The organism is Streptomyces sp. NPDC060049, assembly GCF_042736715.1.
Lineage (GTDB): Bacteria > Actinomycetota > Actinomycetes > Streptomycetales > Streptomycetaceae > Streptomyces.
Genome location: NZ_JBHWVV010000006.1, coordinates 256,206 through 269,070 on the forward strand (window position 1 = coordinate 256,206; position 12,865 = coordinate 269,070).

Annotated in this window: 11 protein-coding genes; 8 read left to right on the top strand and 3 right to left on the bottom strand. The window is 71.7% G+C overall.

The window, feature by feature from the left end; all coding sequences use genetic code 11:
* Positions 1–89: 89 nt before the first annotated feature.
* Positions 90–791 carry a nitroreductase family protein gene (locus ACFWBY_RS13675; RefSeq protein ID WP_385329498.1) on the bottom strand — a complete coding sequence of 234 codons (702 nt, stop codon included), beginning with the start codon at positions 789–791 and terminating at the stop codon, positions 90–92.
* Between the two features lie 202 nt (positions 792–993).
* Here ACFWBY_RS13675 and ACFWBY_RS13680 point away from each other — a divergent pair, with 202 nt between their 5' ends.
* On the top strand, positions 994–1,536 hold the full coding sequence (locus tag ACFWBY_RS13680) for a GNAT family N-acetyltransferase (protein ID WP_385329495.1): 543 nt from the start codon (positions 994–996) through the stop codon (positions 1,534–1,536).
* Between the two features lie 5 nt (positions 1,537–1,541).
* On the opposite strand, the gene ACFWBY_RS13685 is transcribed toward ACFWBY_RS13680, so the two are convergent.
* Positions 1,542–3,569, bottom strand: a complete 2,028-nt coding sequence (locus ACFWBY_RS13685) for a phosphocholine-specific phospholipase C (RefSeq protein ID WP_385329492.1) — start codon at positions 3,567–3,569, stop codon at positions 1,542–1,544.
* Between the two features lie 622 nt (positions 3,570–4,191).
* Here ACFWBY_RS13685 and ACFWBY_RS13690 point away from each other — a divergent pair.
* From ACFWBY_RS13690 to ACFWBY_RS13700, 3 genes are all read left to right on the top strand, one after another.
* A complete protein-coding gene (locus tag ACFWBY_RS13690; protein WP_385329490.1) occupies positions 4,192–4,323 on the top strand; it encodes a hypothetical protein in 132 nt (43 codons plus the stop codon).
* 139 nt (positions 4,324–4,462) lie between these two features.
* Positions 4,463–5,503 (top strand): 3-isopropylmalate dehydrogenase, encoded by a 1,041-nt coding sequence (locus ACFWBY_RS13695; RefSeq protein ID WP_385329718.1) that lies wholly within the window; start codon positions 4,463–4,465, stop codon positions 5,501–5,503.
* 231 nt (positions 5,504–5,734) lie between these two features.
* The gene (locus ACFWBY_RS13700; RefSeq protein ID WP_385329487.1) at positions 5,735–6,823 is read left to right on the top strand and encodes a branched-chain amino acid aminotransferase; all 1,089 of its coding nucleotides are present in this window, start codon (positions 5,735–5,737) and stop codon (positions 6,821–6,823) included.
* A 77-nt stretch (positions 6,824–6,900) separates the two neighbouring features.
* On the opposite strand, the gene ACFWBY_RS13705 is transcribed toward ACFWBY_RS13700, so the two are convergent.
* Positions 6,901–8,322 (bottom strand): cytosine permease, encoded by a 1,422-nt coding sequence (locus tag ACFWBY_RS13705; protein ID WP_385329485.1) that lies wholly within the window; start codon positions 8,320–8,322, stop codon positions 6,901–6,903.
* Positions 8,323–8,477: 155 nt separating this feature from the next.
* Here ACFWBY_RS13705 and ureA point away from each other — a divergent pair, with 155 nt between their 5' ends.
* The 4 genes from ureA (at position 8,478) to ACFWBY_RS13725 (ending at position 12,705) form a co-directional block, all read left to right on the top strand.
* On the top strand, positions 8,478–9,182 hold the full coding sequence (gene ureA, locus ACFWBY_RS13710) for an urease subunit gamma (RefSeq protein ID WP_385329483.1): 705 nt from the start codon (positions 8,478–8,480) through the stop codon (positions 9,180–9,182).
* The gene (locus tag ACFWBY_RS13715) at positions 9,179–10,912 is read left to right on the top strand and encodes an urease subunit alpha (protein ID WP_385329480.1); all 1,734 of its coding nucleotides are present in this window, start codon (positions 9,179–9,181) and stop codon (positions 10,910–10,912) included. The genes ureA and ACFWBY_RS13715 overlap by 4 nt, the downstream gene beginning before the upstream one ends.
* A gap of 104 nt (positions 10,913–11,016) precedes the next feature.
* Complete coding sequence (locus tag ACFWBY_RS13720) at positions 11,017–12,051, top strand: agmatine/peptidylarginine deiminase (protein ID WP_385329478.1); 1,035 nt, start codon at positions 11,017–11,019, stop codon at positions 12,049–12,051.
* Between the two features lie 45 nt (positions 12,052–12,096).
* A complete protein-coding gene (locus tag ACFWBY_RS13725) occupies positions 12,097–12,705 on the top strand; it encodes a TetR/AcrR family transcriptional regulator (protein WP_385329476.1) in 609 nt (202 codons plus the stop codon).
* Positions 12,706–12,865: the final 160 nt, after the last annotated feature.

A 12,865-nucleotide genomic window follows, 5' to 3' on the forward strand; every position in this document is an offset into this window, starting at 1 on the left:
CTGAACCCCGCCCCCGCTCCGGTACCCCCAATTCCGGAGCGGGGGCGGTTCCATTTCCCCGCGGGGCAACTCCTGCCGGCCGGTCGGCGCTAGACCTCGACCATGACCTGGTCCAGGGACTTGCGGACCAGGTCGGGGACCTCGCAGTCGGACACGGGGTAGCCGACCGGGACGACCGCGAAGGCCTTCTCGTTCTCGGGGCGGTCCAGGACGTGGGAGAGGAAGCGCATCGGGCTCGGCGTGTGGATCAGCGCGGCCAGGCCGGACAGGTGCAGGGCGGACAGGAGCATGCCGACCGCGATGCCGACCGACTCGTCGACGTAGTAGTGCTTGTGCTTCGTGCCGTCCGGCCCGAGCCAGTAGCGCTGCTGGAAGACCACGAGCAGGGCCGGTGCGTCGGTGAGGTGGGTCTTCACGGCGTCCGTGCCGATGGGGCGCAGGGCCGCGAGCCACTCGTCGCCGAGCCGGCCGTCGTAGGACAGCTGCTCCTCCTGTTCGGCGGCCGCCCGGATCTGCCGCCGTACGGCCGGATCCTTGACCAGGACGAAGGTCCACGGCTGCTGGTGCGCCCCGGAGGGCGCGGTCGCCGCGCACGCGACGGCGTCGCGGATCACCTGCTCGGGCACCGGGTCGCGGGAGAAGTGGCGTACGGTCCTGCGCTCGTCCATCCGCGTCCGCAACTCGGCGGCGCGCGCGAGGGACTCCGCGCCCGGCATCCGCTCGGGCCGGTAGGGGGCGGGACGGTACGGCTGGCCGTGGATCGGGGTCCACCGCTGGGTATCGGGCGACATGCGCCGAGTCTGCCGAGGCCGCGACCGCGCCCGCCAGAGCCGCGTCGGCCGATTCCGGCCGGTGGGCGCCGCTCGGCGTCCGCATAGCGGGAACCGCGGCCGCGAGGACCGCTTGGTACGGTCCCGCCATGGATGACCGGGACGCACGGGCGGTACGGGTGGTACGGGCGGGATTGCGGCGGACGGCGGCGGGGGACCCGGAATGAGGGAGACCTCGCTGCGGCACACCTCGCAGCTCGACCAGCCGGAGCTGCGCAGGGTCCGGGAGCTGCTTGTGGACGCCTTCGAAGGGGACTTCGGGGAGGAGGACTTCGAGCACGCGCTCGGCGGGATGCACACGCTGGTGTACGAGGGCGAGGAGCTCGTCGCGCACGGGAGCGTCGTGCAGCGGCGGGTCGTGCACGCGGGGCGGGCGCTGCGTACCGGGTACGTCGAGGCCGTGGCCGTGCGGGCCGACCGGCGGGGGCGCGGGCTCGGCGGGGTCGTGATGCGGTCGCTCGAGGGGGTCGTCGAGCGGGCCTACGTGCTCGGCGCGCTCAGCGCCTCCGCCGCCGGGGCCGCGCTGTACGCCGGCCGCGGATGGCAGGTGTGGGGCGGGGAGATCGGCGTGCTCGGGCCCGAGGGGCCCGCGCGGCTCGCCGACGAGGAGGGGTCGACGTACGTGTGGGCGCCGAGCGGCGGGATCCTGCCGGACCCCGCCGCCGGGCCGCTCCACTTCGACTGGCGGGACGGGGACGTCCTCTAGGGGCGTCAGCCGCTGACGCTCGCCGCGCCCGACTCGATGTGGCCCGTGTAGCGGCGCGACCAGCTGCCGTCGGAGTCGGCGAGCACCGTGAAGTCGTACCAGCCGTCGTGGTAGGCGACCGCGTTGAAGTAGTCCTCGCGCGAGGAGTTCGCCGGGACGGTGTAGGTCCACGGGCCGTCGGTGCGGTAGGCGTTCGAGCGGATCGTGAAGGTGACCGGCGAGGCCGAGGAGTTGGTCATCTTGAAGTAGACCGCCGTCTTGCCGGTGCCCGGTTCCACGGCGAAGCGGGCGGCGACCTCGATCGACTTGCCCGCCTTCGACGCGTCGCCGATGAAGCGCCGCAGGAAGCGGTTCGGCCCGTACATCGAGATGTCGTACTTGCCGGAGCCGCTGCCGAGCCCGATGTTGAAGTAGTCCGTCGACGTCGCGCCCGGGTCGACCGTGTACTGCCAGGCCGCCGTGTCCCGGTACTGGTGCGGGTGGATCGAGAAGTGCGCCGCCCGCTTCGCCTCGGTGCCCGCGTTCGTCATCGAGAACCAGGCCAGTATCTTGCCCGCCGCCCCGAACTCGAAGCGGTCGAGGTTCCCGTTGACCTGGTACGGCAGGGCCCGTGCGGGCCGCGTCCCGGCTTCCTGCACCGGCAGCGCGTTGTCCTGCGGCACCGGGTTGGTCAGCGGGCCGCAGGTCGCCTGGCCGATGACCTTGGCGGTGGACGGGAGGCCGGCGGGGACCCCGTAGACCGGGTGCGCGAAGTCGAAGACGCCCGTGAGGTCGCCTGTCACCTTGCGGCGCCACGCGCTGATGTTCGGGCAGGCGGCCGGCGTTCCCAGCGCCGCCGTCCAGGTCTCCATGAAGCGCAGTACGGAGGTGTGGTCGAAGACCTCGGAGCTCACCCAGCCGCCGCGCGTCCACGGGGACATCACGATCATCGGGACGCGGAAGCCGAGCCCGATGGGGGTGCCGTCGATGTACTCGCCAGGGGTGCCCGGCGGGGCGACCGGCGGCGGGACGTGGTCGAAGAATCCGTCGTTCTCGTCGTAGTTGAGGAACAGGACGGTGGAGTCGAAGACCTCCGGGTTCGCCGAGAGCGCGCGGTAGACCAGGTCCACGAAGTGTGCGCCGTCGCCGGGCGGGGCGTAGGGGTGCTCGGAGAAGGCCTCGTTCGCCACGACCCAGGAGACCTGGGGCAGGGTGCCGGCGACGACGTCCGCGCGGATGGCGGCGGCGATGTCGTCCGGGGTGGAGCCGGTGACCTTGGGGACGGAGCCCATGCCCCGGTCCCACAGGGGGTTGCCGGGGGCGGCGTCCGTGAACTTCTTGAAGTAGGCGAGACCGTTGTCCCCGTAGTTGTCCTGGGCGTTCTGGTAGACCTTCCAGCTCATCCCGGCGCGCTGCAGGGCCTCCGCGTACGTCTCCCAGGTCAGGCCCGACTCGTCGCCGCCGTCCTTGCTGCCCGCGTCGACCTTGCCGCTCCACAGGAAGGTGCGGTTGGGGCCGGTCGCGCTCAGGGTCGAGCAGAAGTAGGCGTCGCAGACGGTGTAGTTGTCGGCGAGGCCGTAGTGGAAGGGGATGTCGCCGCGGTCGAGGTAGCCGAGGGTGCGGGTGTTGCCGACGCCGGTGACGAAGTTGTCCATGCGGCCCTTGTTCCAGGCAGCGTGCTGCGAGGTCCAGCTGTGCGGGAGGTCGCCGTTGCACTGGGCGAGGGTCTCGCCGTCCACGCCGCCCACCGGCGGGGTGGAGCTGAGCTTCCACGGGTAGTGGCGGCCGCCCCAGTTGGGCTGGTTGAACATGCCCCAGCCGCCCGGGATGTTGCCGGCGGCGCGGTCACCGAAGCCGCGGACACCCCTCAGCTTGCCGAAGTAGTGGTCGAAGCTGCGGTTCTCCTGCATCAGGATCACCACGTGCTTCACGTCGGTGAGCGTGCCGGAAGCGGCGGCCGCGGCCGCCGACGTCGGCGTGATCGCGGGCAGGGCCGCCCCTGCCATCAGCCCGGCGCCGATTCCCACGAAACCCCTGCGGCTGATCGGTGTCACTGGCTACTCGCCTCCAACTCAAGTGCCCCGCTGGCACATTGACGGCAAGAGTGACGGTAGCCCGGCCAAAGGTCTATATCCGTGCGGTAAGAACTCGGTGAACATCAGGATGGCTGGAACCGCACGGTGACCGCGGCCGTGGATTGGTGTGACGGTGAACCAATGCGGTGAACCCGTGCATCAGGCCGCCGCCCGGGCGGGCGTTTGCCCAGCCGCGGGCAAGTCGCCCGCGGAGTGGCGGTCGGGGCCGCCCCGGAAACCGTGGGGCCATTGGGGCGGGTGGGATGCGTCACTCCACCGGAACGGGTGAACGGACACCGGGCTCGGCTCTGACCAGGCAATACGGCTCGGTAGGCGAGCGAAACGGACCTGCGGAACGGGGCCTTCCGAGGGGGATGGCGTCTCAGATAGTAGGAAGTCCGAGTAACTGCGGAGACATACAGCGGGAGCTGGCTTACGTTGTAGGAGCCGAACGTCTCGCCGATCCGGCGAATGGCGGTCGAGAGCGCGCGCTCCATGGCAGGCAACCCCTGCCGCGCACCGCTCCCCGCCTCTTCCGGCGCCTTGAAGGAACCCCTCATCCGCGGCCCCGCCGCGCCGTGATCTCAAGGAGTCGATCACCATGACGCAGAACCCCGTCGCCGTCCGCCGTGCCCGGCGCTCCACCGCCGCCGAAGCGGACCGCAAGAACGCCGCCGCCGCCCTCCAGCGCGCCCTGGACCGCCGCGACAACGGCGGCTCGACCGGCCACTGAGCGCGTTTGCGCCCCACGCTGAGCGCGTCCTTGCCCCACCCTGGACGCGCCCTCGGCCCACCTCCCGGCCCCGTGCAGAGTGCGTCCACATGGTGGACGCAATATGTCTGAGGAATGGGACAAGGAGTACGGTTCCACCATGTCGACCAGCATCAATCTCGCAGTGATCCCCGGTGATGGCATCGGCCAGGAAGTCGTGGCTCAGGGCCTCAAGGTCCTTACCGCGGTCCTGCCCCAAGATGTAAAGCTGGAGACCAAGCAGTACGACCTCGGCGCCCAGCGCTGGCACCGCACCGGTGAAACCCTCCCGGAAGCGGAGCTCGAGGCCCTCAAGCACCACGACGCGATCCTGCTGGGTGCCATCGGCGACCCCTCGGTCCCGTCGGGCGTACTGGAGCGCGGTCTGCTGCTGAAGCTCCGCTTCGCCTTCGACCACTTCATCAACCTGCGCCCGTCGAAGCTGTTCCCCAACACGGCCACCCCGCTCGCGGGCCGCCCGGAGATCGACTTCGTCGTGGTCCGCGAGGGCACCGAAGGCCCGTACACCGGCAACGGCGGCAGCCTGCGCACCGGGACGCCTGCCGAGGTGGCCACCGAGGTCAGCGTCAACACCGCGTACGGCGTGGAACGCGTCGTCCGCGACGCCTTCGAGCGGGCGAACGACCGTCCCCGCAAGAAGCTGACGCTGGTCCACAAGAACAACGTCCTCGTCTACGCCGGCCACCTGTGGAAGAACACCTTCGACAAGGTCGCCCAGGAGTACCCCGAGGTCACCACCGACTACCTGCACGTCGACGCCGCGACGATCTTCTTCGTCACCCAGCCGGAGCGCTTCGACGTCATCGTCACCGACAACCTCTTCGGTGACATCCTCACGGACCTGGCCGCCGCCGTGACCGGCGGAATCGGCCTGGCCGCCTCCGGGAACATCAACCCGACCGGCGCCTTCCCGTCCATGTTCGAACCCGTCCACGGCTCGGCTCCGGACATCGCCGGCACCGGCAAGGCCGACCCGACGGCGACGATCCTCTCGGTCGCCCTCCTGCTGCGCCACCTGGGCTACGAGGCCCAGGCCGTCCGCATCGAGGACGCGGTCTCCGCCGACCTGGCCGAGCGCGACGGCACCTTCCGGTCCACCGACGCGATCGGCGACGCCCTCGCCGCCCGAGTAGCCGGCTGACCCGGCAGCCCCACATCGAGGAAGCCGCCGGGTCGCGACCACCGCACCCGGCGGCTTTTCCTGTGCGGCCCCGGGTGCCACCATCTCCCCTGGGCCGCAATCACCCCGTTTCACCGAAGCCTGCTCCCGCGCGATAATCGAACGCGAGGCCGCGGAATACGGGGAAGCTCGGACGTCCTAGTACGCCGTGAGCGCGGTCCGCCATACACAACCGGTGAAGGACATGCACTCATGACGACGACGCCCACGATCGAGCTGAAGCCCTCCTCGAACCCCCTGTCCGCCGCGGAGCGCGACGCGATCCTGGCGAGCCCCGGTTTCGGCCGCCACTTCACCGACCACATGGTGACGGTCAAGTGGACCGAGGGCCGCGGCTGGCACGACGCCGAGCTGGTCCCGTACGCGCCGCTGTCGATGGACCCGGCGAACATGACGCTGCACTACGCGCAGACCATCTTCGAGGGCCTCAAGGCCTACAAGCAGCCCGACGGCACCGTCGCCACCTTCCGTCCGCAGGCGAACGCCGAGCGCTTCCAGGCCTCCGCCCGCCGGATGGCGATGCCGGAGCTCCCGGCCGAGCTGTTCATCGCCGCCTGCGACGCGCTGATCAAGCAGGACCGCGCCTGGGTGCCGGACTCCGGCGAGGCCTCGCTGTACCTGCGGCCGTTCATGTTCGCCTCCGAGGTCGGTCTCGGCGTCCGCCCGGCCAACGAGTTCCTCTTCATCGTCATCGCCTCGCCCGCCGGCGCGTACTTCCCCGGCGGCGTCAAGCCCGTCTCCGTCTGGCTCTCCGAGGAGTACGTCCGCGCCGTCAAGGGCGGCACCGGCGCGGCCAAGACCGGCGGCAACTACGCGGCCTCGCTCGTCGCGCAGGCCCAGGCCGCCGAGCACGGCTGCGACCAGGTGGTCTGGCTCGACGCCGTCGAGCACCGCTGGATCGAGGAGATGGGCGGGATGAACCTGTACTTCGTGTACGGGGACCGCATCGTCACCCCCGAACTCACCGGCTCGCTCCTCCCCGGCATCACCCGCGACTCGCTCCTCACCATCGCCCGCGACCTCGGCTACACCGCCGAGGAGGGCCGGATCACCACCGAGGACTGGAAGCGCGACAACGAGAACGGCACCCTGACCGAGGTCTTCGCCTGCGGCACCGCCGCCGTGATCACCCCGGTCGGCTCCGTGAAGTCCGAGCGCGCCAACTGGACGCAGGGCGACGGCGAGCCCGGCGAGGTCACCATGAAGCTCCGCAAGGCGCTGCTGGACCTCCAGACCGGCCGCACCGCCGACACCCACGGCTGGATGCACCCGCTCGGCTAGGCATCCCGCGCCCGTACGTACGAAGGCCCGCGCCCCCGGACACATCGGGGCGCGGGCCTTCGTGCGTAGGGGGCGGCTCAGGCGGCCGCCGGCTCCTCGGCGGCCTCCGGGGCGGCGGCGGGGGAGGAGCGGGCGGTCAGGGCCGTGTAGACCAGGCCGCCGGCCAGGCCGGACAGGACGAAGGAGCAGTCCACACCGCCGGTCAGGGCCAGGAGCGGGCCCTCGTAGAAGGGGGTGGTCACGGAGAGCAGCCCGACCCCCGCGCCGACCGCCCAGGAGGCGGTGGCGGCCACGTTCCAGCCGGAGCGGAACCAGTAGATCCCGCCCACCGCGCGGCGGTTGAAGACCTGGAGGGCGTCGGCGTCGTACCGGCCGCGGCAGCGGACGTAGCCGATCAGGGTGATCACGGCCCACGGGGTGCCGATCGCGGTCAGCAGCAGCACGAACGAGGTCATCGCGGACTGCACGTCCCACGAGAAGGAGCCGACGAACACGAAGGCGGTGGCCACGGCGGCAGCGACCAGGGTGGCGGTGGCGCGGGTGGCCCGGGGGACGATCGCGTCGAGGTCGAGGCCCATGGAGTAGAGCATCAGCCCGGCGTTGCCGACCGACCCGGCGGCCGCGGCGGCGAGCAGCGGGACCAGGTACCAGAACGGCGCGGCGTCGACCAGCGGCCCGGCGTACTCGGCGCCCGCCTCGGCGGCCAGCGCGGTGTAGGTGCCGAAGAGCTGCGGGATCAGCAGACCGATGAGCAGGCCGAGCCCGGTGGACCGGAGCACCTTGCGGGAGCTGTGCCGGTGGGGGGAGATGTAGCGGGTGTAGTCGCCCAGCAGGGTGATGAAGGCGACGGGCCCGCTCAGCCCGGCGGCGACCGCGGCGAGCAGCCAGGTCGGCCAGAAGGAGCCGAGCAGGTACGGGGTGTCCGGCGGGGCGGCGGTGGTGAAGTCCGGGGCGTAGGCGAGGACGCCGACGGCCAGCAGGACGATCATGCCGATGGAGAGGACCTTGCTCAGGCGCAGCAGCAGCCGGTAGCCGAAGACGGCCGCCACGACCGTGCACGCGGCCAGTACGCCGTACATGACGGCCCGGGAGACGCCGGTGTCCGGCAGTCCGGTGAGCCGGGACAGGGCGCCGACCATCACGTCGCCGCCGATCCACAGGGTCAGCGCGGTGTAGCCGAGCGCGAGCAGCAGGCCGACGACCGAGCCGACGAGCCGGCCGCGGACGCCGAACTGGGCGCCACTGGAGGTGGAGAGGTTGGTCGCCGTGCGCAGGGAGACGAGCGCCAGCGGCGCGGTGAAGGCGATGCCGACGAGGGTGCCGGTCACGATGGCGGTGACCGACGGCCACAGACCCAGTCCGAAGGACGGCGGCAGCCAGCCGAAGACGATCACACCGAGGCAGAGATTGGAGCCGAGGAGGATCGACACCAGGTCACGGGGACCGCTCGTCCGCTCCTCTTCCGGGATGGTGTCGACTCCGCGCTGTTCGATGGGCATGGGGGGACTCCCTTGGAAGGGCGGGGGGTGGCGGCATTGGTTTGAGCGACACTCAATGTGACCTAAGCCCTGTTCCCAGGTCAATGCTTCAGTGCGGCGAGATGAAGAGTTAGAGTGATGCTCTAACCCATCGACTCAAAAGGTGGTGGATCGGCGTGCGGCTGACCCCAACGGAGCGCGACCGGCTGCTGCTGCGCAGCGCCGCGGAACTGGCCAGGGCCCGGCGGGCCCGAGGGCTCAAGCTCAACGTCCCGGAGGCCACCGCGCTCATCGCGGACACGGTCTGCGAGGCCGCGCGCGACGGCAAGCGGCTGGCCGAGGCCATCGAGGAGGCCCGCTCCGTACTGGGCCGGGACGACGTCCTGCCCGGCGTCAGCGACGTGGTCACCGAGGTGCACGTCGAGGCCGTCTTCGACGACGGATCCCGCCTCGCCGTCGTCTCGTCCCCCATCCGGGACGCCGTCGGCCTCGACGAGAACGCCCCCGGCGCGGTCGTGCCCGGTCCCGGCGTCCCCCAGCCGGAACCCGCCCTCCACCTGCGCGTGCGCAACACCGCCTCCGTGCCGGTCAGCGTCACCTCGCACTTCCACTTCTTCGAGGCGAACCCGCGCCTGGACTTCGACCGGGCCGCCGCCTACGGCATGCGCCTGTGCGTGCCCGCGGGCTCCTCGGTGCGCTTCGACCCCGGCGGCGAGGCCGAGGTCGGGCTGGTCCCGATCGGCGGCGAGCGCATCGCCATCGGCTTCGCCGGGCTGGTCGACGGCCCCCTCGACGCCCCGGGCGCCAAGGCCGAGGCCCTGCGCCGCGCGGCCGCCTGCGGCTACCTCGGAACCGACACCGCGGACGGAGACCGGACGTGAGCAAGCAGACCCGGCACAGTGACCACTGCGCCCCCGGCAGCCGGCACATCGACCCGCACGAGTACGCCTCCGTCTTCGGCCCCCGCGCCGGGGACCGGGTCCGACTCGGGGACTCCGGGCTGACCGTCCGCGTCGAGTCCGACTCCCAGAAGCCCGGCGACGAGTTCCTGGCGGGCTTCGGCAAGACCGCCCGCGACGGGCTGCACCTCAAGGCCGCCGCCGTCCGCGCGACCTGCGACGTCGTGATCAGCAACGTGCTGGTGATCGACGCCGTCCTCGGCATCCGCAAGACCAGCGTCGGTATCCGCGAGGGCCGGATCCACGCGATCGGCCGGGCGGGGAACCCCGACACGCTCGACGGGGTGGAGGTGGTGGTCGGCACGGGCACGACCATCGTCTCCGGCGAGGGCCTGATCGCCACCGCGGGGGCCGTGGACACCCACGTCCACCTGCTCTCCCCCCGCATCATGGAGGCCTCGCTCGCCGCGGGCGTCACCACGGTCATCGGCCAGGAGTTCGGCCCGGTCTGGGGCGTCGGCGTCAACTCCCCGTGGGCCCTGAAGCACGCCTTCAACGCCTTCGACGCCTGGCCCGTCAACATCGGCTTCCTCGCCCGCGGTTCGTCCTCCGACCCGGCTCCGCTGACCGAGGCCCTGGCCGAGGGCGGTGCCTGCGGCTTCAAGGTCCACGAGGACATGGGCGCCCACACCCGCGCCCTGGACACCGCCCTGCGCGTCGCCGAGGAACACGACGTGCAAGTCGCCCTGCACAGCGACGGCCTGAACGAGTGCCTGTCCGTCGAGGACACCCTGCGGGTCCTGGACGGCCGCACCATCCACGCCTTCCACATCGAGGGCTGCGGCGGCGGACACGTCCCCAACGTGCTCAAGATGGCGGGCGTGCCGAACGTCATCGGCTCCTCCACCAACCCCACCCTGCCCTTCGGCCGGGACGCGGTCGCCGAGCACTACGGCATGATCGTCTCCGTCCACGACCTCAAGCCGGACCTGCCCGGCGACGCCGCCATGGCCCGTGACCGGATCCGCGCCGGCACCATGGGCGCCGAGGACGTCCTGCACGACCTGGGCGCGATCGGCATCACCTCCTCGGACGCCCAGGGCATGGGCCGCGCGGGCGAGACCATCCGCCGCACCTTCGCCATGGCCGCGAAGATGAAGGGCGAGCTGGGCCCGCTGGCCGGCGACGGCGAGGGCGACGACAACGCCCGCGTCCTGCGCTACATGGCCAAGCTGACCATCAACCCCGCCATCGCCCACGGCCTCGCCCACGAGATCGGCTCCATCGAGGTCGGCAAACTTGCCGACATCGTGCTGTGGCGCCCGCAGTTCTTCGGCGCCAAGCCGCAGCTGGTCCTCAAGTCGGGCTTCCCGGCCTACGGGGTCACCGGCGACCCCAACGCCGCCACCGACACCTGCGAACCGCTGGTCCTAGGGCCGCAGTTCGGCTCGTACGGCGCCACGCCCGCCGACATCTCCGTCGCCTTCGTCTCGGCCGCCGCGGCGGCCCTGGGCAGCGACGAGATGCCGACCCGCAGGCGCCGGGTCGCCGTCCGGGGCACCCGGGGCATCGGCCCGGGGGACCTCCTCCTCAACTCCCGGGTGGGCGCGGTCGATGTGGACGCGCGCAGCGGGCTCGTCTCCCTGGACGGGGAACCGCTGCGCTCCGAGGCGGCCGATTCGGTCTCCCTCAACCGCCTGTACTTCCTGTAGACCCGCACGGCCCGCAGCACGGCCCGCAGCACGGCCCGCGAGCCGGCCGGCCGGCAAGCCAGCACCGTCTTCGAGACACCGTTTCACTAAGGACGACACCTGCCATGACGAAGCCCGCAGACAACGGATTCCGGATGCCCGCCGAGTGGATGCCCCACGAGCGCACCTGGATGGCGTGGCCGAGCCCCAACCCGACCTTCACGAACGAGGACGAGCTCGCCGAAGCCCGCCGGGCCTGGGGAGCCGTCGCCCGCGCCGTCCGCGCCTACGAGCCCGTGACCCTCGTGGTGTCCCCGGGCGACGCCGAGGGCGCGCGCGCCCTCGTGGGCGAGGACGTCGAGCTGGTGGTGCGGGAGCTCGACGACGCCTGGATGCGCGACATCGGCCCGACCTTCGTCACCAACGGCGCCGGAGAGCTGGCCGCCGTCGACTGGACCTTCAACGGCTGGGGCGCCCAGGAGTGGGCCCGCTGGGACCACGACTCGAAGATCGCGCGGTCCGTCTCGGAGCTCGTCGGGACGCGTACGTACAGCACCCCGCTGGTCAACGAGGGCGGCGCCGTCCACGTCGACGGCGAGGGCACCGTGCTCCTCACCGACACCGTGCAGCTGGGCAAGGGGCGCAACCCCGACTGGAGCCGCGAGGAGGTCGAGGCCGAGATCCACGCCCACCTGGGCACGACCAAGGCGATCTGGCTCCCGTACGGCCTGGCAGGCGACTACGGCACCTACGGCACCCAGGGCCACGTGGACATCGTCGCCGCGTTCGCCCGCCCCGGCGTGGTCATGGTCCACACCCAGCCGGACCCGGCCCACCCGGACCACGAGCGCGGCAAGACCATCGCGGCCATCCTGCGGGCGTCCACCGACGCGCGGGGCCGGCGCCTGGAGGTCGTGGAGATCCCGGCGCCGACCGTGCTGGAAGAGGACGGCGAGTGGGTCGACTACTCCTACATCAACCACTACCTGTGCAACGGCGGCGTGGTCCTGTGCGCCTTCGACGACCCCCGGGACGAGGAGGCGGCGGAGATCTTCCGCTCGCTGTTCCCCGAGCGGACCGTGACGCTCGTCGACGCACGTACGATTTTCGCCGGGGGTGGCGGCATCCACTGCATCACCCAGCAGCAGCCGAAGGTCTGAGCCGTCCGCCGGACGGGACGGGCCGACCAGAACGAGGAGTGGGCCATGGTGGCGGGTGAGGTACGGGCCGCGCGCAAGAACGCGCCGCCGCGCGAGGACGTACTGGCCGCCGCCATGGCCACCATCGCCGAACGCGGCCTCGACGGCCTGACCATGGCCGGTCTGGGCCGCCAGGTCGGCATGAGCAGCGGCCACCTCCTCTACTACTTCCGCACCAAGGACGAGCTCCTGCTGCGGACCCTGGAGTGGAGCGAGGCGGCGCTGGGCACCGAGCGGCGGTCCCTGCTGTCCCGCCGCGGCCCGGCGCGCGAGCGGCTGCAGGCCTACGTCGACCTGTACGTGCCCGGGGCCGCCCGGGACCCGCACTGGACCCTGTGGCTGGAGGTCTGGAACCGCTCGCAGAACGCGGGGCCGGCGGAGCGGGAGCGGCAGGCGGCCATCGAGGGCGCCTGGCACCGCGACCTGGTGGCACTCCTCGCCGAGGGCATCTCGCGGGGGGAGTTCCGCGCGGTCGACCCGGACCGCTTCGCCGCCCGGCTGCGGGCCCTGCTCGACGGGTTCAGCATCCAGGTCGCCGTCGGGCTGCCCGGGATGGGGCGGGGCGACATCCTGGCCCACGTCTCGGAATTCCTCGACGAGGCGCTCGTATCGTGAGACGTGCGTCCACGGGTGTGGACGCCTGTGGCAGACTGCCGACGTGCCTGCTCAGCTCATGATTATGGACAGCAGCGCGCCGGTCCGCAGTGACCGCTGAACCGTGGAAGAACTTCGCGGCGGCGGCCATCGTGCCCCAGACCCGCGCGCAGACCTCTCG